The organism is Parasphingopyxis sp. CP4 (assembly GCF_013378055.1).
Classification (GTDB): Bacteria; Pseudomonadota; Alphaproteobacteria; order Sphingomonadales; family Sphingomonadaceae; genus Parasphingopyxis.
This window is the reverse complement of record NZ_CP051130.1, coordinates 2,288,650-2,309,925: the sequence shown is the minus strand read 5'-3', so window position 1 is coordinate 2,309,925 and position 21,276 is coordinate 2,288,650. Positions and strand designations below refer to the sequence as shown.

Annotated in this window: 27 protein-coding genes; 17 read left to right on the top strand and 10 right to left on the bottom strand. The window is 60.4% G+C overall.

Features of this window, described 5'->3' with window-relative positions:
* The first annotated feature begins 25 nt into the window (after positions 1-25).
* Positions 26-946, top strand: a complete 921-nt coding sequence (locus tag HFP51_RS11255; protein WP_176875821.1) for an aspartyl protease family protein — start codon at positions 26-28, stop codon at positions 944-946.
* Between the two features lie 6 nt (positions 947-952).
* On the opposite strand, the gene HFP51_RS11250 is transcribed toward HFP51_RS11255, so the two are convergent.
* From HFP51_RS11250 to hemE, 4 genes are all read right to left on the bottom strand, one after another.
* On the bottom strand, positions 953-1,675 hold the full coding sequence (locus HFP51_RS11250; RefSeq protein WP_176875820.1) for a TerC family protein: 723 nt from the start codon (positions 1,673-1,675) through the stop codon (positions 953-955).
* Positions 1,676-1,691: 16 nt separating this feature from the next.
* Complete coding sequence (rho, locus tag HFP51_RS11245; protein WP_176875819.1) at positions 1,692-2,948, bottom strand: transcription termination factor Rho; 1,257 nt, start codon at positions 2,946-2,948, stop codon at positions 1,692-1,694.
* A gap of 162 nt (positions 2,949-3,110) precedes the next feature.
* A complete protein-coding gene (locus HFP51_RS11240; protein ID WP_176875817.1) occupies positions 3,111-3,554 on the bottom strand; it encodes a CopD family protein in 444 nt (147 codons plus the stop codon).
* Positions 3,555-3,569: 15 nt separating this feature from the next.
* Positions 3,570-4,607, bottom strand: coding sequence for a uroporphyrinogen decarboxylase (gene hemE, locus HFP51_RS11235; protein ID WP_176875815.1), 1,038 nt, complete (start codon positions 4,605-4,607; stop codon positions 3,570-3,572).
* A 347-nt stretch (positions 4,608-4,954) separates the two neighbouring features.
* Between hemE and HFP51_RS11230 the strand changes: the two genes are divergently transcribed.
* Genes HFP51_RS11230 through HFP51_RS11185 form a run of 10 tightly spaced genes read left to right on the top strand, consistent with a single transcriptional unit; the run spans position 4,955 to position 11,017 of the window.
* Positions 4,955-5,803, top strand: coding sequence for a pyruvate, water dikinase regulatory protein (locus HFP51_RS11230; protein WP_176875813.1), 849 nt, complete (start codon positions 4,955-4,957; stop codon positions 5,801-5,803).
* A 32-nt stretch (positions 5,804-5,835) separates the two neighbouring features.
* A complete protein-coding gene (locus HFP51_RS11225; protein WP_176873727.1) occupies positions 5,836-6,387 on the top strand; it encodes a nucleoside triphosphate pyrophosphatase in 552 nt (183 codons plus the stop codon).
* Entirely contained in the window at positions 6,384-7,196 is an 813-nt protein-coding gene (gene aroE / locus HFP51_RS11220) for a shikimate dehydrogenase (RefSeq protein WP_176875812.1), read from the top strand. Before HFP51_RS11225 ends, aroE begins: the two co-directional genes overlap by 4 nt.
* Positions 7,197-7,206: 10 nt before the next feature.
* Positions 7,207-7,821: a dephospho-CoA kinase gene (coaE, locus tag HFP51_RS11215; protein WP_176875810.1), complete on the top strand. Its 615-nt coding sequence runs from the start codon at positions 7,207-7,209 to the stop codon at positions 7,819-7,821.
* The gene (gene dnaQ, locus HFP51_RS11210) at positions 7,809-8,519 is read left to right on the top strand and encodes a DNA polymerase III subunit epsilon (protein WP_176875808.1); all 711 of its coding nucleotides are present in this window, start codon (positions 7,809-7,811) and stop codon (positions 8,517-8,519) included. The genes coaE and dnaQ overlap by 13 nt, the downstream gene beginning before the upstream one ends.
* Before the next feature lie 53 nt (positions 8,520-8,572).
* Positions 8,573-9,160, top strand: coding sequence for a ribosome hibernation-promoting factor, HPF/YfiA family (gene hpf / locus HFP51_RS11205; protein WP_176875806.1), 588 nt, complete (start codon positions 8,573-8,575; stop codon positions 9,158-9,160).
* A gap of 60 nt (positions 9,161-9,220) precedes the next feature.
* Positions 9,221-9,685 (top strand): PTS sugar transporter subunit IIA, encoded by a 465-nt coding sequence (locus tag HFP51_RS11200; protein ID WP_176875805.1) that lies wholly within the window; start codon positions 9,221-9,223, stop codon positions 9,683-9,685.
* The gene (locus HFP51_RS11195) at positions 9,645-10,157 is read left to right on the top strand and encodes a PaaI family thioesterase (protein ID WP_176875803.1); all 513 of its coding nucleotides are present in this window, start codon (positions 9,645-9,647) and stop codon (positions 10,155-10,157) included. Before HFP51_RS11200 ends, HFP51_RS11195 begins: the two co-directional genes overlap by 41 nt.
* Entirely contained in the window at positions 10,154-10,495 is a 342-nt protein-coding gene (locus HFP51_RS11190) for a DUF1491 family protein (protein WP_176875801.1), read from the top strand. The genes HFP51_RS11195 and HFP51_RS11190 overlap by 4 nt, the downstream gene beginning before the upstream one ends.
* 42 nt (positions 10,496-10,537) lie before the next feature.
* Positions 10,538-11,017 carry an MmcB family DNA repair protein gene (locus HFP51_RS11185; protein ID WP_176875800.1) on the top strand — a complete coding sequence of 160 codons (480 nt, stop codon included), beginning with the start codon at positions 10,538-10,540 and terminating at the stop codon, positions 11,015-11,017.
* 3 nt (positions 11,018-11,020) lie between these two features.
* On the opposite strand, the gene HFP51_RS11180 is transcribed toward HFP51_RS11185, so the two are convergent.
* Positions 11,021-11,653, bottom strand: coding sequence for an ankyrin repeat domain-containing protein (locus tag HFP51_RS11180; RefSeq protein ID WP_255454647.1), 633 nt, complete (start codon positions 11,651-11,653; stop codon positions 11,021-11,023).
* Positions 11,654-11,714: 61 nt separating this feature from the next.
* On the opposite strand from HFP51_RS11180, the gene HFP51_RS11175 reads away from it, so the two are divergent.
* From HFP51_RS11175 to HFP51_RS11165, 3 genes are read left to right on the top strand one after another with little or no spacing between them, the layout of a single operon-like run.
* Positions 11,715-12,317, top strand: coding sequence for an SCO family protein (locus HFP51_RS11175; RefSeq protein WP_176875799.1), 603 nt, complete (start codon positions 11,715-11,717; stop codon positions 12,315-12,317).
* A gap of 48 nt (positions 12,318-12,365) precedes the next feature.
* The gene (locus tag HFP51_RS11170) at positions 12,366-12,761 is read left to right on the top strand and encodes a YcgN family cysteine cluster protein (RefSeq protein WP_255454988.1); all 396 of its coding nucleotides are present in this window, start codon (positions 12,366-12,368) and stop codon (positions 12,759-12,761) included.
* The gene (locus HFP51_RS11165; protein WP_176875797.1) at positions 12,718-13,458 is read left to right on the top strand and encodes a M48 family metallopeptidase; all 741 of its coding nucleotides are present in this window, start codon (positions 12,718-12,720) and stop codon (positions 13,456-13,458) included. Before HFP51_RS11170 ends, HFP51_RS11165 begins: the two co-directional genes overlap by 44 nt.
* Here the strand turns inward: HFP51_RS11165 and HFP51_RS11160 are convergent.
* The 5 genes from HFP51_RS11160 to HFP51_RS11140 all read right to left on the bottom strand — a co-directional run bounded on the left by HFP51_RS11160 (position 13,434) and on the right by HFP51_RS11140 (position 18,954).
* Complete coding sequence (locus HFP51_RS11160) at positions 13,434-15,548, bottom strand: transglycosylase domain-containing protein (protein WP_176875795.1); 2,115 nt, start codon at positions 15,546-15,548, stop codon at positions 13,434-13,436. The two genes, HFP51_RS11165 and HFP51_RS11160, sit on opposite strands and share 25 nt — an antisense overlap.
* 134 nt (positions 15,549-15,682) lie before the next feature.
* Positions 15,683-16,084, bottom strand: a complete 402-nt coding sequence (gene msrB, locus HFP51_RS11155) for a peptide-methionine (R)-S-oxide reductase MsrB (protein ID WP_176875793.1) — start codon at positions 16,082-16,084, stop codon at positions 15,683-15,685.
* A 31-nt stretch (positions 16,085-16,115) separates the two neighbouring features.
* The gene (locus HFP51_RS11150; RefSeq protein WP_255454646.1) at positions 16,116-17,288 is read right to left on the bottom strand and encodes an NAD(P)/FAD-dependent oxidoreductase; all 1,173 of its coding nucleotides are present in this window, start codon (positions 17,286-17,288) and stop codon (positions 16,116-16,118) included.
* On the bottom strand, positions 17,192-17,884 hold the full coding sequence (locus HFP51_RS11145; protein WP_176875792.1) for a methyltransferase domain-containing protein: 693 nt from the start codon (positions 17,882-17,884) through the stop codon (positions 17,192-17,194). Before HFP51_RS11145 ends, HFP51_RS11150 begins: the two co-directional genes overlap by 97 nt.
* On the bottom strand, positions 17,884-18,954 hold the full coding sequence (locus HFP51_RS11140) for a type III polyketide synthase (protein WP_370462916.1): 1,071 nt from the start codon (positions 18,952-18,954) through the stop codon (positions 17,884-17,886). Before HFP51_RS11140 ends, HFP51_RS11145 begins: the two co-directional genes overlap by 1 nt.
* Positions 18,955-19,057: 103 nt before the next feature.
* Between HFP51_RS11140 and HFP51_RS11135 the strand changes: the two genes are divergently transcribed.
* The 3 genes from HFP51_RS11135 (at position 19,058) to HFP51_RS11125 (ending at position 21,262) form a co-directional block, all read left to right on the top strand.
* Positions 19,058-19,588, top strand: coding sequence for a DUF4402 domain-containing protein (locus HFP51_RS11135; RefSeq protein WP_176875789.1), 531 nt, complete (start codon positions 19,058-19,060; stop codon positions 19,586-19,588).
* 145 nt (positions 19,589-19,733) lie between these two features.
* On the top strand, positions 19,734-20,231 hold the full coding sequence (locus HFP51_RS11130) for a DUF4402 domain-containing protein (protein ID WP_176875788.1): 498 nt from the start codon (positions 19,734-19,736) through the stop codon (positions 20,229-20,231).
* A 191-nt stretch (positions 20,232-20,422) separates the two neighbouring features.
* A complete protein-coding gene (locus HFP51_RS11125) occupies positions 20,423-21,262 on the top strand; it encodes a molecular chaperone (RefSeq protein WP_176875787.1) in 840 nt (279 codons plus the stop codon).
* The last annotated feature ends 14 nt before the right edge of the window (positions 21,263-21,276 follow it).

Sequence of the window (21,276 nt, the reverse complement as noted above, 5' to 3'; positions counted from 1 at the left end):
CGCCGCGATAGGCTAGACTGGCGCCATGCTTATCGTGCGCCAGATAGCCAATGTGATTGCCGGCCTGTTGGCGATTATCATCCTGCTCAGCGTCGTCGCAGCAGGCTATTCGCAGCGCGTCACCAGCATGGCGCTCTCCGCGCCCTGGCATGGCCTGCCGCAGATTTCGGTGACGCTCAACGATAGCGTCCAGGGCCGCTTCATTGTCGATACGGCGGCCAGCAAGACGATGTTGACGCGCAGCATGGTCGGCCAGCTCGGACTTGCCGGCCATGGCCAGCCGGCACGGATGCTGGGATCGACCGGCAGCGCAGCGATTGAGTTCTTCAACCTGGCAAGCCTTAGGATTGGTGCCCGTGAATTCCGACAGCTCGGCGCCTACAGCTTGCCGGGCTTTGCTGGCAGCGATCATGGCGATGGACTGATCGGGGCCGATATCCTGCGTCAGCATGTCGTCGATTTTGATCTGCCGGGAAATCGATTGCGTTTGTTTGCGGCCGAAACCGATTTTTCCAGCAATGGTACCGACTGGGTTTCAATTCCCTTTATCGAGCGCGCGGATGGCTTGCTGATCGTGCCGGTTACAGTCGGTCGTATCGAGATGCCCGCCCTGTTCGATACGGGCGCTGCCCATTCGATCATGAATCAGGCGGCCGCCGAACAGACTGGCCTGCAATCCTATCTCGCCACTGCGTCGCGCGGTGCGATCGGCGGTGCGTCTGGCCATGCGGTGGCCATGCAGCAGATTCGCCTGGACCGCTTCACTGTCGGAGGCTTTGCGGTCGATGAAGCGCGCATGGGTATCGCCGATCTTGCGATATTTGAGACGCTCGAACTCGGCGACGGACCGGCCATGCTGCTCAGCGCAGATGCCTTTGCCGGGCGGCGATTTGTTGTCGATTATCCGCGCAACCGGCTATTGGTCGCGCCGCAGGCTAGTTCGTAGATTCAGCTAGCCGAATAGCGTCATCAGGCCGATGTCGGGATCGATCGTGCCTTCATAGATCATCCGCACCGCGACCCAGAGGATCACGACCAGGCCGAGATAGGCGATCCATTTATAGCGTTCGATATAGCGCGCGATGATATTGGCGGCGAGGCCCATCAGCGCGACCGATAACAGCAAGCCGATCACCAGGATCCCCGGATGTTCGCGCGCTGCGCCGGCAACGCCAAGCACATTATCAAGGCTCATCGATACGTCCGCCGCGGTCACCGCCCAAACGGCGCCCCAGAAGCTGCGCGCTGATTTGAGGCCTGAATGCTCGTCACCAACAATCTCTTCAGAACCGGGAGACTCACTGACATGCCGAAGCTCGCGCCAGAATTTCCAGGCGACCCAGAGCAGCAGCAAACCGCCAGCCAGGATCAGCCCGACAATGCCCATCAACACGCTGACAATCAGCGCGAAGAAGATCCGCAACACCAGCGCTGCGCCAATCCCGATCAGGATGACCTTGCGGCGCTGATCGGCAGGAAGCCCGCCCGCAAGCGCGCCCACGACAATTGCGTTGTCGGCGGCAAAGACGAGATCGATCAACACGACCTGGCCAAATGCGGCCATCGCCGATGGCGTGTTCAGATTGCTGAAGTCATGGACGATCGCCGCCCAGATTTCAGCGAGCGACCCCAATCCGGGGGTTACTTCCGACACATTGGCAAGAAATTCGAACATCGTTGCTGGCTAGGCCCTACTGATTCATCGAGTCGAAGAAATCTTCGTTGGTCTTGGAATCCTTCATCTTGTCGAGCAGGAATTCCATCGCATCGACGGTACCCATCTGCATGAGGATCCGGCGAAGCACCCACATCTTAGCAAGATTATCCTTCTCGACCAGCAGCTCTTCCTTGCGGGTGCCGGACTTGCCGACATCGAGAGCCGGGAAGATGCGCTTGTCGGAGACCTTGCGATCCAGCACGATTTCCGAGTTACCGGTGCCTTTGAATTCTTCGAAGATGACTTCGTCCATCCGGCTGCCGGTATCGATCAGCGCGGTGGCGATGATCGAGAGCGAACCACCTTCTTCGATGTTACGCGCCGCACCGAAGAATCGCTTCGGCCGTTGCAGGGCGTTGGCATCGACACCGCCGGTCAGCACCTTGCCGGAGCTCGGCACGACCGTGTTGTACGCGCGGCCAAGCCGGGTGATCGAGTCGAGCAGGATCACAACGTCTTTCTTGTGTTCGACGAGGCGCTTGGCTTTTTCGATCACCATTTCGGCAACCTGGACGTGGCGCTGCGCTGGTTCGTCAAAGGTCGAGGAAATCACCTCACCATTTACCGAGCGCTGCATATCGGTCACTTCTTCCGGGCGCTCATCGATGAGCAGCACGATCAGATAGACCTCGGGATGATTGTCGGTGATCGCCTTGGCGATATTCTGCAAGAGCACCGTCTTACCGGTCCGGGGCGGTGCCACGATGAGTGCACGCTGGCCCTTGCCCTGTGGCGAGATGATATCAATGACCCGGGCCGATTTGTCCTTGATCGTTGGATCATCGCTATCGAGCGTGAGCTTCTCATCGGGATAGAGCGGGGTCAGATTGTCGAAATTGACGCGGGTGCGCAGATATTCGGGATCATCGAAATTGATTTCGGTAACCTTGGTGAGCGCAAAATAGCGTTCGCCATCCTTGGGACCGCGAATTTCGCCTTCAACCGTATCGCCGGTGCGCAGGCCAAATTTGCGGACCTGGTTCGGAGACACGTAGATATCGTCGGGCCCGGCCAGATAATTGGCTTCCGGGCTGCGCAGAAAGCCGAAGCCATCGGGAAGCACTTCGATCGTGCCCATGCCCATGATGAGCTCGCCTTCTTCGCTTTCGGCTTTCAAAATGCCGAATAGCAGGTCCTGCTTGCGCAGGGTCGAGGCGCCTTCGACGCCGAGATCTTCGGCCATTTTGACGAGCTCGGCCGGTTTTTTCTGTTTTAAATCTTTGAGATGCATGTTGGTTTCCTGGCGGAAAATAAAATGGGGGATTGCGACGGTGTCTGAGAAAGATGCGTCGAAAACATGAAGCGCTGCGCAAGGACTGGCAGCGGCTGCTTGGTGTGCGAACTAGTGAGCCAAGCCCTTCAAGTCAAGCGAAACGGCCCGCTGATGGTCCCGCTAGAAAGGCCGTACAACGACAAGAATAACAATGATGGCCGCAGCAATACCCGGCACTTCGTTGAGCATTCTCAATCTTTTGCCGGACAATGGCCGTTCGCCGCGGGCAAGTTTCTTGCGATAGCCCATCAACCATCCCTGATAGCCGGAAAGCAGGACCACAAAGACCAGTTTGGCGATGAACCATGGCTGCGCCCAGAGGTTGAGATAATAGGCCAGCGTCAGGCCCAGCACCCAGACGATGAGCATGGAGGGATTCATGATGATCGTCGCGAGCTTGTCCTCGCGTTCGACCCATGCGCTCGCTTCGGATGATCCTTCCGCGGCTTCCTGATGATAGACAAAGAAACGCGGCAGCATGAACAGGCCGGCCATCCAGAAAATCACGAAGATGATATGGGCAGCGCGCAGCCATGGATAGGCGAGGGTGAGCAGCTCGGTCATCGCATCGCCCCTCGCTTAACCCTGACGAACCAGCGCGAGCAGATGCTCGACATGCGCGATCGGGGTATCGGGCAAAATTCCATGGCCCAGATTGAACACATGCGGTCGTCCAACGAAAGCCCTTTTTATCCGGCCGACAGCATGGTCGAGCCGCTCGCCACCGGCAATCAGCGCCAGCGGATCGAGATTGCCCTGCACCGGCAGTGATGCCGGCAGCGCTTCATCGGCCCATTCGGGATTGATCGTCTCATCGATCCCGACCGCATCGACCATCGTCTCGCGCGCATAGGCGGGCAGCTTTTCTCCCGCACCCTTGGGAAAACCGATCACCGGCGTATCGGGATACCGATCGCCAAGCTCGGCCACGATCTTAGCGTTGGTCGCGATCACCCAGCGTTCGAACTGGGCCGGAGACAAGCTCCCCGACCAGCTATCAAACAGCTGCACGGCATGGACACCGGCCTCGATCTGCTTGCCGAGATAATCGACTGTGCTGGTCGTGATCGCATCGATGATTTCGCCAAAAGCTTCGGGATCGCCATAGGCCATGCGCCGGGTATCGGCCTGGTCCCGGCTGCCTTGTCCAGCCACCATATAGGTCGCCACGGTCCACGGACTTCCGGCAAAGCCCAGGAACGTCTTGTCAGGCCCCAACTCATCGGCAACCAGGCCCACCGTCCGGTAAACCGGATCAAGCCGCTCAGGCACCGCTTCCAGCGACGCCAGTGTGGCATCGACCAGCGGAGGGGAAAGCCGCGGACCTTCGCCAGCAACAAAACGCAGATCCTGACCCAGGGCATGGGGGATCACGAGAATGTCGGAAAACAGGATCACGCCGTCAAAGCCGAACCGCTTGATCGGTTGCAAAGTCACTTCGGCGGCCGCTTCGCTATCATGGACAAGATCGAGAAAGCCGCCTTTCTCGGCGCGCAGTGCACGATACTCAGGAAGGTAGCGCCCGGCTTGACGCATCAGCCAGATTGGCGTTGGATCGATGCGCTGGCCCCGCAAGACATCGAGGAGAGGACGGCCGCTTGTCGGATAATCTGGCACTTCGGAACGCTCTCCTACTTCTATATATATATTTATAATAATAAGATTGATGGAGTCAGTTGTAGGCTTGGCAGCGGGGCTTAATCTCTTTTCAGCACGAGGCCAACAGCTTGACTCATGCGGGAATCGCGCGGCTGCTTGGAGTCGAATCTGTTATCCCGATGATTCACATCCTGTGTGCATATTTCATTCCCTGTGGATCGAGTGCGGGATGGAATTGGAGTCTGCGGGTGTCGTTTGCCGACTTGCCTCTATCCCCGAATTTCAGCTAGCGAAATGGGCAGGCTTTTCCACACGCTTATCCGCCCCAATCCCGACCACACTCAATCTTCTAGCATAGGCACTTCATGATCCGACTTCACCTCCATCTGATATCGGACTCGACGGGCGAGACGCTGGAAAATATTGCCAAGGCCGGTCTTGCGCAGTTCGATGATGTCGAAACGATCAAGCATTTCTGGCCGATGGTCCGATCTGAAGGCCATGTCGATCGGGTGCTCGACGATATTGGGAAACAGCCGGGGCTCGTTCTCTATACATTGGTCGATCACAATGTCCGGCGAAAGCTGGAGACGCGCACCCGCGCCATGGGTCTGCCGGTAGTGTCCGCGCTCGATCCGGTGATCGATGCCCTGTCGCGTCTGCTCGGCATGGAAGCCAAGGAACTACCCGGCGGCCAGCACGCCCTTGATGCCGCCTATTTTCAGCGGGTCGAGGCGATCCAATATACGATTGCCCATGATGATGGCGTGGCGCCTGAAGATTGGGACCGCGCGGATATTGTACTTGCCGGCGTCTCGCGCACCTCGAAAACCCCGACGAGCATCTATCTGGCCAATCGCGGGTACAAGGTTGCCAATGTACCATTGGTTCCGGAATCGCCACCGCCCGATACGCTGTACAGGCTCAAAAATCCGCTGATCGTTGGCTTGACCACCAGTCCGGACCGGTTGGTGCAGGTTCGCCGCAATCGGTTGCTCAGCCTCAACCAGACGCCCGAGACCGATTATGTTGACCAGGACCGGGTGAAACAGGAAGTCGCCTTTGCGCGCCGGATCTTCGCTGACAATGAATGGCCGGTTATCGATGTGACCCGCCGCTCGATCGAGGAAAGCGCGGCCGCGATCCTCAACATTGTGACGGCGCGCGATACCGAAAGCGCGGATGGCGGTGCAGGGTCTGTGCCATCCAGCTGATCCTTGCCTCGCAAAGCACCAGCCGTCGCGCGATGCTGAACGCTGCCGATGTGCCGTTCGAACCAATGGGCGCCGGAGTGGATGAAGACAGCGCAAAAGAGGCGCTGTGTGCCGATGGCATTTCGCCACGCAATCTGGCTGACGCATTGGCCGAGCTGAAAGCGACGAAGCTGTCGCAACGTTTCCCCGAAGCGCTTGTCCTGGGATGTGATCAGGTCGCGTCACTTGATGGAGCAATCTACGACAAAGCAACGAGCCGCGAAGAGGCGCGCGATCATTTGCGCGCGCTGCGCGGTGAAACCCATCAGCAGATCAGTGCGGCGGTGATCTGTGAAGCCGGCAAGCCGGTCTGGCGGCATATCGATATTGCCAAACTCAGCATGCGTGAATTCAGCGATGCGTTTCTCGACAGCTATCTCGATCAGGAATGGCCTGCGATCGGCGGGTGCGCTGGCGGCTATCGGCTCGAAGGTCGCGGTGCGCAGCTCTTCTCGCGGATCGATGGTAATTATTTCACGATCCTGGGACTCCCCTTATTGCCGCTGCTCGAATATCTGCGGGTGCGGGGAGTGATGACCGAATGAGCAACGCCTATGCCGAGGTGATTGGCGATCCGATTGCCCATAGCAAATCGCCGATGATCCATGGCTTCTGGCTCGAAAAGCTCGGCATTGATGCTGCCTATCGCGCCCATCATGTCACCCCCGACACTCTCGCAGACTATTTTGCACAGCGTCAGGCCGATCCGAACTGGCGGGGCTGCAATATCACCTTACCGCACAAGGAAGCCGCGCTCGATCATGTCGAGGATCGCGGCGGGCTGCGCCAAAGCATTGGTGCGATCAACACCGTGCTGCGCGATGAGGATGGCATTTTGATCGGGACGAATACCGATGCCGCGGGTTTCTACACACCGATCTCCGGACTTGATCTGGCGGGCGAAACCGTGGCGCTGATCGGGGCTGGCGGCGCGGCGCGTGCGGTGTTGTTCGCATTGAAACGCGCTGATGTCGGTGCGGTCGTCTTGCTGAACCGGACCCCGCTCAAGGCGGCCGCCTTGCTCGCCAGTTTCGATCTCAAGGGCGAAGCGCTGCCACTTGATGCACCGGTGCCGGCTGTGCCCTTGCTGGTGAATGCCAGTCCACTCGGTATGGCAGGGCAGGAGCCATTGGCGCTGGATCTCGATCCACTGCCTAACGATGCGATAGTCTATGATCTCGTTTATGTGCCGCTGGAAACCGAATTGCTTGCCGCGGCGCGTGCGCGCGATCTCGACACGGTCGATGGTCTCGATATGTTGATCGGCCAGGCAGCGATCGCCTTTGAACTATTCTTCGGCAAAGCCCCGCCGCGCGATCACGATGACGAGTTGAGAGAGGCGCTAATTTCATGATGCCCAACCAATGATATTGCTCGGCCTCACCGGATCGATAGGGATGGGCAAGTCCACGGTCGCCGCCATGTTTGCGGCCGAAGGCGTGCCGGTGTTCGATGCCGATGCCGAAGTCCATCGATTGCAGGGCCCGGGCGGCGAGCTGGTCCAGGCGATCGAGGAAGTCTTTCCGGGCACCACCGGTCCGGACGGTGTTGATCGCGCCAAACTCTCCAAGGCGGTGCTTGGCGATCGGGAGAAATTGCGCGCGCTTGAAGAGCTGATCCATCCGGCGGTCGGCCTTAATCGCATGGCGTTTCTCAAAGAGCATGAAGATGCACCGATTGTGCTGTTCGATATACCATTGCTCTATGAGAAAACCGGCGATGCTGGTCTCGATGCCGTGATCGTGGTGTCCGCGCCTGCAGATGTACAGCGCGAGCGGGTACTTAAACGCCCGGGAATGACGGTCGAAAAGTTCGAACATATTCTCGGCCTGCAGCTGCCTGATGCCGAAAAACGCGAACGGGCCGACTTCATTATCGACACCGGAACAGCGCTAGAAGAAACCCGTGCCCAAGTTGACGCACTCGTCACTTGCTTAAGGGAGCATGACATCCGATATTGCAAACAATGCGTGAAATAGTTTTCGATACGGAAACCACTGGATTGAGCCCCAAGGACGGGCACCGGCTTGTTGAGATCGGTGCGTTGGAAATGGTCAATCGAGTCGAAACTGGGCGCAGCTTCCACATCTACTGCAATCCCGAACGCGAGATGCCGAGCGAAGCCTTTGCCGTGCATGGTCTCTCCGATGCATTTCTCGCCAGCAAGCCGCTATTCTCGAGCGCGGCCCAGCAGTTCATCGATTTCATCGAAGATAGCCCGCTGGTTGCGCATAATGCGCAATTCGATTTCGGCTTTTTGAATACCGAACTGGAACTGGCCGGCCATGCCCATGTCAGCCTCGATCGCATGGTCGATACGCTGGCGATCGCGCGAACCAAGCATCCCGGTGCCAAGCATAGCCTTGATGCACTTTGCTCGCGCTATGGTGTCGATCGCAGCCAGCGCGTATTGCATGGCGCACTGCTCGATGCGCAGCTGCTTGCCCAGGTCTATGTCGAGCTGACCGGTGGCCGCCAGATCGGACTGGTTTTGCCAGATGATGAGAAAGCGCCGGTTGCAGCAGGTGATGGCGAGGATCGCCTCACGCAGAGCAATGATCGTCCGGTTCGCGCGCCGCGCCCGCATCAGGCATCGGATGCAGAGCGCGCCCGGCATGCCGCATTTATCGCCCAGCTGACCGACCCGTTATGGCCGGACGAGCAGGCCAAGAGTTGAATAGACGGTGTCGCGTCAGATGGGCGCACACCCCATGATGAAGGAATAGCGTAATGGACATTCGGGTATCGGGTCATCAGGTCGAAACTGGCGATGCGCTCAAGGATCATGTCGAAGATCGGATGACGGCGATCGCCGACAAATATTTTGCCCGCGCCATTTCTGCCAATGTGACCTTTGGCAAAGGCCCGCATGATCATGGCTTTCGCTGTGTGATTGTCGCCCATGTGATGCAGGGTGTGATCCTGAAAGGCGAAGCGGAAAACCAGGGCGATGCGCATGCCGCCTTCGAAGAAGCGGCTGGCCATGTCGAAAAGCAGCTGCGCCGCCATATGGATCGCCTCAAAGATCATCACAAACATGCCAATGGCGATATGCCGCCCGTAATGCCGGAGCCGAGCGCTGGCTATACAGTCTTTGGCGGTGGCGAAGAGGCAGAGGATGTGCCGGACAATCCGCCGATCATTGCCGAAACCAGTGTCGATATTCCCGATGCGAGCGTTTCCAATGCGGTCTGGATGCTCGATTTGCGCAATACCAACGCTCTGCTCTTCAAAAATAGCGATACTGGGGTATATAATATGGTGTACCGGCGCCGTGACGGATCCATTGGTTGGGTCGAGCCCGAGCGGCCGGTTTAAGACAAGCCATCCCCTAACGCCGGCGTTCGCCGGTATTTCGCTGTGTAGTCAAGGTGTTAAATGTCAGAGTTTGAGTTTCCGGATCCTGCATTCGTCGTGTTCGCCGATGCGGTCCCCAACAAATCCGCGCTGTTTCGGCTGATCGCCAAACATGCTGCCGATATTGCCGATGGCGATGCCAAGGCACTGGAAGCGCAGTTGAATATGCGCGAAAAGCTCGGTTCGACAGGCTTTGGCGACGGCGTCGCTATTCCCCATGGCCGAATCGATTCGCTTGAAAAGCCGTTCGGGATCTTCGTTCGCCTGGCGACGCCAGTTGATTATGATTCGGTCGACGATCTGCCGGTCGATTGCATTTTTGCGCTCTTCTCACCCGAAGCCGACGGCGCCTCGCATTTGCGGGTATTGGCGCGGATCAGCCGCCGGCTGCGCGACGGGGAATTTGTCGCCAAGCTGCGTGGTGCGCGCTCTACCGATGCTGTCTATGCGCTGCTCGCCAATTTCGAGGCGGCGGACGCTGCCTGACCAGGACCCAGCGGATGCACCGCTGGCTGGTGCAGAAGCGCATTTTCGGGCGCTTGAGGCGCTCTACGATTCTGCGCCGATCAACGATATCTGGGATTCCCGGCTGGCGATTCCGGAAAGCGGCGTCTCGCGGATCGAATTCGATCTGGACGAGCGCTATTTCCATGCGGCGGGTGCGATCCACGGCACCAGCTATTTCAAGATGCTCGACGATGCGGCCTTTTATGCGGCCAACAGTCTGGTCTCCGATCGTTTCCTGCTGACGACCGGTTTCAATTTGCTGTTCACGCGCCCGATGACCGGGGGCACGGTCACCGCCGAAGGCCGATGGGTGAGCGGCCAGCGCCGCGTATTCGTGGCCGAAGCCCGGCTGCTCGATGCCGAGGGCGAGGAAGCAGCGCGCGGTACTGGCACCTTCATGAAATCGCGCATCCCCCTTTCCTCACTCGATGGCTATCGGCTGTCCGAATGAGCGCGCGCATCACCAGCAAGACCCTGGTCTCGGCGCTGCGGAGGCGGGTCGAGGCGGCAGGCGGCCATGCCATGGTGCTGACCAAGGGTGATGAGATTTCCGGCGCGGTCATACTGGCGCTGGCCAGTCGCGGAGTCGTCAGCGGCCTGCGCGAACGCGGGCTCGCGCCAGACGGCAGCTATCAATGGGTCACGGCCGGGCCGGACGATGCGGAAGATCCTGCTGCGGTATCGGCCTATATCGAACGGCGGCGCAATTTTGATCCCGATATCTGGGTGGTCGAGCTTGATGTCGAAGAGCCCGAGGCCTGGCTCGACGAATTCATCGGGGCCAGTTAGCACTCTCTTCCAATCGTTCATTCTTTGTTCTAGTCACGAAGCATGGCTGATCCGGCGATTCTCGAGGGCGATGTCTTAAAGGCAGAGCATGTCGCGCGCGGCGTATCGCGGCTCCTGTTTCGTCAGGAACTGGTCGCGCTGACAGAGGTTACACTCGGCAACGGCCGGCGGGCTGATGTCATGGCGATCGACAGCAAGGGTCAGATCGTGATCGTCGAGATCAAGGTCAGCCGGGCTGACCTGCTCGGCGATCGCAAATGGCCCGACTATCTCGATTATTGCGATCGGTTTTTCTGGGCCGTGCCGGCGGGATTCGATCTTGCACTGTGCGAACGGGAAGAATTGCAGCCGGATATTTCCGGGCTAATCGTCGCCGACGCCTATGATGCCGCTATTGTACGAGAAGCCGAACGCCGCAGCGTTGCGGCATCGCGCCGGCGAGCAGAGACCTTGCGTTTTGCGCGCCGCGCCGCCGGCCGGTTACTGGCCGCAGACGATCCGCATCTGGCGGGTTTCGATTAGCCTCTAGTTGGGCGTCGGGCCAAAGGTTGGCGCGGCTTCCGCTTCCGGTTCCGCTGAATCCAATATTTCCAATATGGCTTCGGATCGGCCGTCGCGCGCCGCATAGTCCCGGGCCGACAATCCAACCACACTATCGGCAATGCCCGGATCAGCTCCGGCATCGACAAGCTGGCGGACCAGCGCGCCGTGGCGCTGCTGAACGGCAAGGATCAACGGGGTTTCCCCGCGATTATTGCGGGCATCGAGATCCGCGTTGACGATGCGCAGCCAGTTGGCGGCTTCGGCAAAGCCAATCTGAGCGGCGATATGGAGCGGCGTGTTGCCTTCGCTATCGCGGATGTTGGGATTGGCATTTTGCCGGAGAAGATAGAGCACCCATTGCGAATCCCGCCGCCGGGTCACGATATGAAGCGCGGATTCGCCCGTTGATCGATCCCGCACATTGATGACGGTTGAGCTTGGCGCTTCAACCAGGTCGCGCACGGTCGCGAAATCCCGATCGCGTACCCCGCGAAGGAAATTATAGGTGTCCGAAAATTGCGCGGCTGCCGGCATTGGCAGCATCAGCGCGCCAAGGCTCGCAGTAGCGAGCGCAAAGCTGCGGCGCGTCATTTTTGGCGAAGCCCGGTCGTTCATCGAAATCCTATCCCTTTGCCACTTGCAAGCCCGTCCTTAGCAAAGCATGACTGGCCCTGTCATGAACGATCTCAAACAGTTGAAAATCGCCTTGCTCACCCTTGGTACCGGTGTCGCAATTGCCGCCTGTTCGCCCGAAGCCCCGCCCGCTCCGCCGCCGCTGCAAGGCGCGGCCATCGGCGGGGATTTCGAGCTGGTCAGCGAAACCGGGGAAACCGTTCGCGAAGCTGATTTTGCGGGCCAGAACCGGGTGATCTATTTCGGCTATGCCTTTTGCCCGGATGTCTGCCCGGTCGATATGCAGCGGCTCGGCCAGGCGATGCGGATCGTGGAAGAGCGCGATCCGGAAATGGCCGAACGGATCACGCCGATCTTCGTAAGCGTCGACCCGGATCGTGATACTCCTGAAGTGCTGGCGGAGTTCACCGACAATTTCCACCCGCGCATGCTGGGCCTGTCGGGCTCGCGCGAAGCGATCGATGCCGCGGTCGATAGCTATGGTGTCTATTATCAGCTTGGCGAGGATGATGGATCGGGCACCTATCTCGTCGATCATAGCAATAATGCGATCCTGTTCGGGCCCGACGGCGAACCGCTGGCGATCCTGCCTTTGCAGGATCAGCCCGAAGCCATCGCAGACGCCCTGCTGCGCTGGGCGCGATAGGATGCGTCGGTGAGCGGCAATTTCTGGGAAACCAAGCGGCTCGACCAGATGACGCGCAGCGAATGGGAATCGCTATGCGATGGCTGCGGCAAATGCTGCCTCCACAAGCTGCAGGATGCGGATACGGGCGAAGTCCAGGCGACCAATGTCGCGTGCAAATTGCTCGATCTCGATACGGCGCGCTGCACGGACTATAAGCATCGCAAGATCCGGGTGCCCGATTGCCTGCGGCTCACCGCGCGCAACATGGCCGATACGCCCTGGCTGCCGCGTACCTGCGCCTATCGCCTGCTTGCCGAGGGTGAGCCACTTCCCGACTGGCATTATCTGGTCTGCGGCGATCGCGACGCCGTGCACCGGGCCGGAGAATCGACGCGCGGCTGGACGATATCCGAAATCGATGCCGGCGATCTTGAGCATCATTGTGTCGAACGCGAACTCTGAGCTGGTTTTTGAAGGCGGCGGCCATCGGCGCGCGCTCACCCTGAATCGCCATCCACGGGTGCGATCCTTTCGCCTGCGGGTCGATCCGCGCGACGGGCGCGTATTGCTCAGTCTCCCGCAACGCGCAAGCCTCACCAAGGCGGAGCGCTGGGCCGAAAGCCAGCGCGATTGGGTCGAGGCCCAGCTCGCCGATCTGCCTATGCCGCGACCGATCCTTCCGGGCGGTACCCTCCCCTATCGCGGCACGGATCTGCGGATCGACCACAGGCCGGAGCATCCGCGCAAGCCCGCATTATCCGGAGACAGCATTCGCGTTGGCGGACCACAAGATGCCGTGAGTGCGCGCCTTGTTCGTTGGCTGAAAGACGAAGCGCGTCATACGCTCACCGAAGAATCGGCGCGATATGCGCTGGCGGCGGGTGTGACGATCGGCCGGATCAGCATCGGCGATGCGCGGAGCCGCTGGGGCAGCTGCGCGTCGTGCGGTAACATCCGCTATAGCTGGCGGCTGATCATGGCGCCGCCGGAGGTGTTGAGCGCAACTGTCGCCCATGAGGTCGCGCACCGCGTCCATATGCATCACGGCCCCGAATTTCACGCAGTGGTGGCTGATCTGTTCGGCCGTGAACCGAAAGCAGAACGCCGTTGGCTGCGCGATCATGGCGCGGCGCTTTATTGGGTGGGCACTTCTTCCTGATCGCGGATCGCCGGCGGCGGGTCGTCGCGCTCTTCATTGGGAAAAGGCTGGGCGGGTTCCTGCTCGGCCCGGCGATCGCCCTCGCTGCGGCGAAGCACTTCGTCGAGCCAGTCCTCATCCATATTGCCGGGCTGGCTGCCATCGCCATAGCGATCGGGAATGGGGCCACCGGGCGTGCCTATCGGCATGCCATTTTCATCGACGAAAATCTCGTCCTGGAACGGATCGCCGAAATAGGCGTCGTCCTGATCTTCCAGCTGCCATTCGGGAAGCGTTACATCGGTGGCAAATTCTTCGACCGGTCGGCTCGATACTGCATAGCGCATGAAATCGGCAAAGGCGCGGGCCGGAGCCCGGCCACCCTGGAGCCCGCCAACCCGCCGCGCATCGTCACGGCCCATCCATACAGCTGTGGTGAGGCCGGATGAAAAGCCGACAAACCAGCCATCGCGATTGGAGCTCGTCGTCCCCGTCTTGCCGGCGACCGGCCGGCCGATCTGGGCGGCGCGTCCGGTGCCCGTTGCGACTGCCGTCTGCAACAGATCGGTCATCTCGGCAGCAACATAGGGCGCGACCAGTACGCGCGACTGATCAATCTCGGTGACATGGAGATCGATTTCCTCGCGGGTTTCCGGATCCTCCATCGTGACGCGGACAATGCCATAGGGATCGACGGCGACGCCGCGCGCGGCAACCGAAGCAAAGGCGCGCGCCATTTCGATCACGCGGACTTCGGACGTGCCGAGCACCATGGAGGGATGGGTGTTCACCGGGGTCGTGATGCCAAAGCGCTGGGCCATATTGGCCACCGTATGCAGCCCGACTTCGGCGCCAAGCTGGGCGGCCACCGTATTCACCGAATAGGCAAAGGCCGAGCGGACATCCATTTCCCCGGAAAAACGTCCAGAGCTGTTACGCGGTTGCCAGCCATTCCAGTCGATCGGCTCGTCGACGACGCGGTCTTCGGGCGTGTATCCATTCTCAAGCGCTGCGAGATAGACGAACAATTTCCAGGACGATCCGGGCTGTCGGACTGCGGTTACTGCACGGTTATAGTTGGACGTCACATAATCGGTCCCGCCAACCATTGCGCGTACCGCTCCATCTCGATCCAGCGCGACAAGTGCGCCCTGCGCACCTTCTGGCGTATGGGCGCGGACCGAATTGACGGCCTGGGCCTGCATTTCGAGATCCAGCGTTGTCCAGACATCGATCGGCGCGCGGGTTTCATTGACCAGCAGGTCGAGCTGATTGAGCACCCAGTCGGTGAAATAGCGCACCGAATTGCGCCGCGGCTGCGGAGCCAGGGATACATCATCGGGCGCGGCGGCAGCAGCTTCGGATTGGGTGATCTGGCCGGTCTCGACCATCAGATCGAGAACAACCCCTGCCCGACCGATTGCGGCTTGGGCATCCGCGGTCGGCGAATAGCGCGAGGGTGCTTTGACGAGGCCAGCGATAACCGCGGATTCGGACAGATCGAGATCGCGTGCCGAATGGCCAAAGAAGCGCCGTGACGCCGCATCGATCCCATAAGCACCACCGCCAAAATAGACGCGATTCAAATAGAGTTCGAGAATCTGTTCCTTGGTAAAGGTCCGCTCCATCGCGAGCGCGAGAATCATCTCGCGGATCTTGCGGCCAAAGGTGCGGGTGTTGGTGAGGAACAGGTTGCGGGCGAGCTGCTGGGTGATGGTCGAGCCGCCCTGCACCCAGCTGCCGCGTTCAATGCGCACGCGCACCGAGCGGGCGATGCCGATCGGGTCGACGCCGAAATGGCTTTCGAAGCGCCGATCTTCGACCGAGATCATCGCATCGCGCATGATTTCCGGGATTTCGTCATGGCGCAGCCATTGGCCATAGCTTGGCCCCATGGCGAAGATCACCGAGCCATCGGCGGCGCGCACGCGAACCGTTTGCCCATTGGGCGAGGATTGCAGTGTCTCGTAATCGGGTAGCGACGACATGGCGATGCCCACCGCCACGGCCAGTGCGACAAAGGCCAATAATGTCACATACAGGCCGAGCTTGATCAGCCCGACCGTGATGCGCCAAACCGGCCCACGCGTCTTTGCTCGAGATGCCGCCATATTCGAATTAGCCCTATGCGCCTACCCAGCCTGCCACAAGCGCCTAATGTGACTGAATGTGGGCTGAATCGCCCGGAATATGGACGATCAGCCGGAAAATCGGGACGGGTAGATTCCGCCCCGGGTTTCGGGCTTTATTCGCTGTCGAGCGGCCGAAATTCGAGCGCCAGGCTGTTCATGCAATAGCGCAGGCCCGTGGGTGGCGGGCCGTCAGGAAAGACATGACCGAGATGGCTGTCGCACCGCCCACAGCGTGATTCGGTCCGGATCATGCCGTGGCTCATGTCGCGATGATCAGTGACGGCCTCTTCGCTCACCGGCTGGGTAAAGCTTGGCCAACCCGATCCGCTGTCAAATTTGGCCTTGCTCTCGAACAGGGGCAGCGCGCACGCGCCGCACAGATAGTCGCCCGCGTCGTGATTATCATTGAGCTCACCAGCGAAAGCCGGCTCAGTGCCCGCCTCGCGCAACACATGATAGCGTTCCGGGGTGAGGAGTTCGCGCCATTCGGCGTCGGTGCGTTCGATTTTGTCCATGCCGGAAATATGGGGTCTGGTCCCGCTCCTATCAAGCGCGGATTCGGGTTGCCTCGCCGAGAAAGCCGACCAGTCCCGGCAGTGCGGCGAGCGAGAGCGCCCGGCGAGCCAGTCTTGGACGATCGGCGATACGCTTCAAGGCGCTGGCCACGGCCACCGGCCGCCGGGTGGATCGTGCGAAACGGCGCTGGAAATCGGGCGCGGCTTCAGCGCCGCCGGACAGATAGGCCTGGGCTGCCTGGACACCGCTGGCGAGTGCTATGCCGATACCCTCCCCTGCCAGAGACGGGATCACGGCCGCCTGATCGCCAAGCCGGAATATGCCATGCTGACCCTCTCGCACACGCCAGCCATAGGGCACGCGGCTCACCGCATCGACACTGTCCGGGATTGTCTCGCCGTCCAATCGATCAGCAAGGCTCGGTGTTTCGCGGGAGAGCAGTCGCAGCAGTTCGCGTGTATCGCCATCCGCTTCGCGCAGCCGCGATCGCCGCACGGCCATGCACAGATTTGCACTGCCATCTTCCTGCAGCAACAGCCCGGCATAGCCATGGCGCACGATATGCATTTCGATCGCGCCATGCAGTGTGTCCTGCAGCCGCGCCGAGGCGGGCAGGCGATAGCGGATTCCCATCCAGGGATCTGCAGACGGTTCGCCGACCGGGCGTTTGAGGCCGCGCAGCTCATATTTGCCGGTGGCCAGGAACAGCGCCTCAGCGGTGATCTCGCTGCCATCGGCAAGCCGGGCCTCGCCGTCGCTATTGGCGGCGCTGAGGCCCGTACCGGCTTCGATCTCGGCGCCCGCTGCCTCGGCCGCCTCGCGCAACAGACTGTCCAGCCGTCTTCGGGAAAGCCCCATCCCTTTGTTCGGGAGCCTGGCCGCTCTGCTTTGATCGCCTGCGTACAGCCCCACCCGATCGATCGCATGCCCGCCAAGCCGTGTCGGTTCGATGCCGAGCTCTTCGATCGTCTCCAGTGTTTGCCAGCTGACAAAGCCGCCGCATAGCAGGTCCGGCGTCTCGCGATGGCGCTCGACCACCAGCGGTTTCGCGCCGCCGCGGGCAAGCCCGATGGCGGCTGCCAGCCCGGCTGGGCCTGCTCCGGCGACTAACGCAGCCGTTCGACGCATAGCCGGTACGGAAAACGCCGCACGACCCGAGCCGTGCCGGGCGCGATATCCGCCTCTGTCAGTAAGGATTGCCATTCTGCCGGGCGATAGCTGCGCGCGATCGACAGCTGCCCGTCCTGGCGGACCATCGGGTGCCAACCCATCAGTCTTGCAAGCAGCGGATAGCCGAAATGCGCAAATCTGTGCCGGTGAAGATCATTGACCAGCCACCCCTTCCCCGCCCTCGCTTCCATATGGCGCAAGAATGCGATCAGCTGGTCATGCGTCATATGATGCGCAACGAGATTGGACACGATGAAGTCTGTGGCTTCGCAATCGGCATAGTCACCGGTGCGATAATCGATGGTCAGATCGTCTGGTGTGGCTGCCTCCGCTGCCGCCTGGCTCTTGGCATTGAGATCGACGCCGATCAGCCGCGCCGCGATCCCGCGTGACTTGGCCCAGCGCGCAATCGTTCGCAGCATGCCGCCCTCGCCATAGCCGACATCGAGCAGGCTGAAGCGATCAAGGCCAGCGGTGGCGCGCTGGAGATAGCTGAGCGTCGAACGCGCCGAGAAGGTCCAGCGGTTCGCTTTCTCGAGATCCGCCAGCACGGCGGCATAGATTTCGGGTGCGAGGTCCGGCGCATCCATCTGCTCTTCGGTAATGGCGCGCTGGGCGAGATTGGCCATCAGGCCGACCGATAGCCAAAGCCTTCGGCGGCAAGGCCCGGCCCAAAGGCGATCGCAACGCCGGTTTCAGCCGGCGGTCCGCGCATCACGCGCTCCAGCGCAAACATCAGGGTGGAGGAGGACATATTCCCCTTCTCGCGCAGGATATCGCGCGAAATGGCAAGCGCGTCCGGGGCAATGCCCAGCCCCTTCTCCACTGCATCCAGGATTGTCCGACCGCCGCCATGCACCGCCCAGCTGTCAATGCCTTCCGGGCCGGTGCCGTTGCAGATCGCGCCGCGAAACTCGTCGCTGCTCAAGGCGTCGCCGATCCGGCCGGGCACTTCGCCCGAAAGATGCATGGCAAAACCGGTATCGCCGACATGCCATTGGATCAGCGCCTGGGATTCCGGCAAGGTTGCTGCAAACTGCCGTTCCATGGCCAATCCCTGCGGCTTTGCGCTGACAATCGCCGCCGCGGCGCCGTCGCCAAACAACAGCATGGCAAGCAGCGGCTCGAGCGCGTCATCCGGCTGGAGATGGAGGGTCGATAGCTCGGTCGTGATAACCAGCACCCGCGCCTCAGGCTGGGAGCGAACGATATGATAGGCGTTTCTGAGCGCCGTCACCGCGCCATAACATCCCATAAAGCCCACAAGTGTGCGCTCTATCGATCCATCCAGGCCCAGCATCCGGGCGACGATCTGATCGAGGCCGGGGGCCGTAAAACCCGTGCAGCTTGCGACCACCAGATGGGTGATGCTGTCGGGATCCAGTTCCTCGGGAAGGTTGGCGACAGCATTGACCGCCAGGCGCGGCGCGGATTCGGCATAATGCTGCATTCGCCGCGAGGTGGGCGGCATGCCATTGGCGTAAAACCCGCCCGGATTGATCGGCGATCCGCCATCTTCGCCTTTTGGCAGCACGGACCAGCGATGCTCGATCCCGGCGCGGTCGGCCATGCGGTGGAACACCGCCTTGTCGCGATCATCGCGCAACTGATCGCCCGCCCAGCCGATAAAGGCATGGTGGATATCGTGATCCGGCGTTGCGGCGCCGATGCCGTTAATATGAGGCGTGGTGTGCGACACTATGGAAATCTTTCGTAATCGACGCGTCGGGTAGCGCAATCCCTTCATGACAGGCTTTGCGCTTTAACGATATATTGAATGGTTAACCCCAATTAAGGGCATAATGGCACGGGTTATCTTCATTTTGCCGGCGTTCGTCGCGGCGATTGCGCCCTTTGTTGCGCCTGATGCCGCTACGGCACAGGGGAGTTGTCGTCTATGTGACGATGCCGCACCAATTGTCGAGCGCGGTCAGCCAAGGCGTCCGTTACGCATCAATATCCAAACCGATCTCGATTTCGATCGCATGGCCTTGATGGATTATCAGGGCGGACAGGCCGAAATCGACCCGCAAACCGGACAAAGACGCCTGACTCGTCTGATTGATCTGGGCGGCATGGCCATGCGGGGCAGTGTTACGATCGAGGGCGAACCCGGCCGTGCCGTGCGCGTCGATCTTCCCAATGAAGTGGTTTTACGGGCGCCTGGCGGGCGCCGCACCGAACTGCGGGACCTGCAAAGCGATCTGCCTGCCCAGCCTCGCATCGGCAGCGATGGATTCCTGCGCTTCTCGTTCGGCGGGCGGCTCGATGTTGATGGCACCGATGTCGGCAGTTTTCGCGGCACCATGAGAATTAACGCGGAATATGAATAGGTTATCGCCAGCAAAAAGTTAAGCCCGCTTTAACCATAGTCATTTGCAATATCTGAAACATGATCCGCCAGAAGGGATGCTGAATGGCGCGGGGGACACGTTCCGTTCGACCAAAATTACGGATGTGGAAAAAGGGACATTACCAATGAAAAAGCTTATCACTGTACTCGTTGCCGGTTCGGCTATGGCCATGGGCACGACTGCTGCAAATGCAGCTACCGCCAGCGCTACTGCAACTGCCGAAATTCTCGAGCAGGTTCAGATTGTTAACACTGCCGGCCTCAACTTCGGTACGATCGTTCCGGATACGGCTGCTGCAGCAAACGTTTCGGTTTCTGCAGACGCAGCCGGCACCCGCAACTGCGGTGGCCTGACCTGCGCCGGCGCTGCCAGCGTTAGCTCGGCTGCTTTTGACGTTACGGGCGCCAATGGCCTTAATGTCGACATCACGCTCGGCACGCTGACTTCGCTTTCCGATGGCGGCACGAACAGCATGCCGATTTCTCTGTCGGGTTCGGCTGGCACGCTGGCAATGACCGGTTCGGCTGTGGCTCTGTATGTTGGCGGTACGATCACCGTTGCTGCGAACCAGGCTGCGGGCACCTATACGGGTAGCTTCGACGTTACTGCTGATTATCAATAACATAGCAGTGCGGATCGCCTAGATCCGCGCAGCTTCAAAGACCTGGCCCGGCCGTGCATCAGCGCGGCCGGGCTTTTCTTTGCGTTCAGCCCCCAATTCTTGACGGAAAAGTAACCAGTTTTTGCAAGGTTCTGTGAGCACTTACGGGGGGGACGCATCGTCCTCGACTATGAATAGACGGAGACGGACTCATGCTTTGCAAAAGCCTTTCACTGCGCACTCGCTGGGGTGTGGCTGCCCTTGCGCTTGCAACGGCGGCAATTGCCGCGCCAGCACCGGTTGAGGCCAATGACCTGCTGGTCGCGCCGACCCGGGTGGTCCTCGAAGGATCGCGCGGTACCCAGGTCATCCTCAACAATATCGGAACCGAGGAAGCAACCTATCGGATTTCGCTCGAATTGCGCCGGATGACGGCCGATGGTGGGCTTGAAGAGGTTGAAATTCCTAACGAAATCGAAGAAGCCGCACTCGGCATGATCCGCTATGCGCCGCGCCGTGTCGTGCTGCCGCCGAACCAGCCGCAGGCGATCCGGATCGGTGCCCGGGCCCCCGAAGGCCTGCCTGACGGCGAATATCGCGTCCATATGCTGTTTCGCGCCATTCCGCGGCCGCGTCCGGCGGCTGAGCAGCAGGATGCAGCCAGCGGAGAGGGGTTTCAAATTCGTCTGATCCCGATTTATGGCGTCACCATCCCGATTATCGTCCGCCACGGCAGTCTTTCGGCCACCGCCGCTATCGCTAACCCCCGGATTGTAGGGGAAAATGGCGGTCAGGCGATTGCGTTTGACGTCTCGCGCCAAGGCGATCGATCGACCTATGGCCAGGTCACTATCACCCGCCCAGGCGTCGATGTGCCCTTGGCCCGCGCCCGCGGTGTAGCGGTCTATCCCGAAATCGGTCATCGCAGTGTGACGATCCCGGTTTCCGAGGAATTTCAAGGCAGTATCGCCGGTCCCGTGCGGATCCAGTATCGCGAGCCCGATAGCGTCGGTGGTGGTTTGATCGCCGAAGTCGAGGCGGTGCTCCGCTAAGGGGCATCGGGGGG

What these genes read in the sequence shown, in the direction of transcription:
- HFP51_RS11255 (WP_176875821.1), top strand. Translation starts at nt 26, where the DNA reads ATGCTTATCGTGCGCCAGATAGCCAATGTGATTGCCGGCCTGTTGGCG.
- HFP51_RS11250 (WP_176875820.1), bottom strand. Translation starts at nt 1,675, where the DNA reads ATGTTCGAATTTCTTGCCAATGTGTCGGAAGTAACCCCCGGATTGGGG.
- rho (WP_176875819.1), bottom strand. Translation starts at nt 2,948, where the DNA reads ATGCATCTCAAAGATTTAAAACAGAAAAAACCGGCCGAGCTCGTCAAA.
- HFP51_RS11240 (WP_176875817.1), bottom strand. Translation starts at nt 3,554, where the DNA reads ATGACCGAGCTGCTCACCCTCGCCTATCCATGGCTGCGCGCTGCCCAT.
- HFP51_RS11230 (WP_176875813.1), top strand. Translation starts at nt 4,955, where the DNA reads ATGATCCGACTTCACCTCCATCTGATATCGGACTCGACGGGCGAGACG.
- HFP51_RS11225 (WP_176873727.1), top strand. Translation starts at nt 5,836, where the DNA reads ATGCTGAACGCTGCCGATGTGCCGTTCGAACCAATGGGCGCCGGAGTG.
- aroE (WP_176875812.1), top strand. Translation starts at nt 6,384, where the DNA reads ATGAGCAACGCCTATGCCGAGGTGATTGGCGATCCGATTGCCCATAGC.
- coaE (WP_176875810.1), top strand. Translation starts at nt 7,207, where the DNA reads ATGATATTGCTCGGCCTCACCGGATCGATAGGGATGGGCAAGTCCACG.
- dnaQ (WP_176875808.1), top strand. Translation starts at nt 7,809, where the DNA reads ATGCGTGAAATAGTTTTCGATACGGAAACCACTGGATTGAGCCCCAAG.
- hpf (WP_176875806.1), top strand. Translation starts at nt 8,573, where the DNA reads ATGGACATTCGGGTATCGGGTCATCAGGTCGAAACTGGCGATGCGCTC.
- HFP51_RS11200 (WP_176875805.1), top strand. Translation starts at nt 9,221, where the DNA reads ATGTCAGAGTTTGAGTTTCCGGATCCTGCATTCGTCGTGTTCGCCGAT.
- HFP51_RS11195 (WP_176875803.1), top strand. Translation starts at nt 9,645, where the DNA reads ATGCGCTGCTCGCCAATTTCGAGGCGGCGGACGCTGCCTGACCAGGAC.
- HFP51_RS11190 (WP_176875801.1), top strand. Translation starts at nt 10,154, where the DNA reads ATGAGCGCGCGCATCACCAGCAAGACCCTGGTCTCGGCGCTGCGGAGG.
- HFP51_RS11185 (WP_176875800.1), top strand. Translation starts at nt 10,538, where the DNA reads ATGGCTGATCCGGCGATTCTCGAGGGCGATGTCTTAAAGGCAGAGCAT.
- HFP51_RS11180 (WP_255454647.1), bottom strand. Translation starts at nt 11,653, where the DNA reads ATGAACGACCGGGCTTCGCCAAAAATGACGCGCCGCAGCTTTGCGCTC.
- HFP51_RS11175 (WP_176875799.1), top strand. Translation starts at nt 11,715, where the DNA reads ATGAACGATCTCAAACAGTTGAAAATCGCCTTGCTCACCCTTGGTACC.
- HFP51_RS11170 (WP_255454988.1), top strand. Translation starts at nt 12,366, where the DNA reads ATGACGCGCAGCGAATGGGAATCGCTATGCGATGGCTGCGGCAAATGC.
- HFP51_RS11165 (WP_176875797.1), top strand. Translation starts at nt 12,718, where the DNA reads ATGCCGGCGATCTTGAGCATCATTGTGTCGAACGCGAACTCTGAGCTG.
- HFP51_RS11160 (WP_176875795.1), bottom strand. Translation starts at nt 15,548, where the DNA reads ATGGCGGCATCTCGAGCAAAGACGCGTGGGCCGGTTTGGCGCATCACG.
- msrB (WP_176875793.1), bottom strand. Translation starts at nt 16,084, where the DNA reads ATGGACAAAATCGAACGCACCGACGCCGAATGGCGCGAACTCCTCACC.
- HFP51_RS11150 (WP_255454646.1), bottom strand. Translation starts at nt 17,288, where the DNA reads ATGGCAATCCTTACTGACAGAGGCGGATATCGCGCCCGGCACGGCTCG.
- HFP51_RS11145 (WP_176875792.1), bottom strand. Translation starts at nt 17,884, where the DNA reads ATGGCCAATCTCGCCCAGCGCGCCATTACCGAAGAGCAGATGGATGCG.
- HFP51_RS11135 (WP_176875789.1), top strand. Translation starts at nt 19,058, where the DNA reads ATGGCACGGGTTATCTTCATTTTGCCGGCGTTCGTCGCGGCGATTGCG.
- HFP51_RS11130 (WP_176875788.1), top strand. Translation starts at nt 19,734, where the DNA reads ATGAAAAAGCTTATCACTGTACTCGTTGCCGGTTCGGCTATGGCCATG.
- HFP51_RS11125 (WP_176875787.1), top strand. Translation starts at nt 20,423, where the DNA reads ATGCTTTGCAAAAGCCTTTCACTGCGCACTCGCTGGGGTGTGGCTGCC.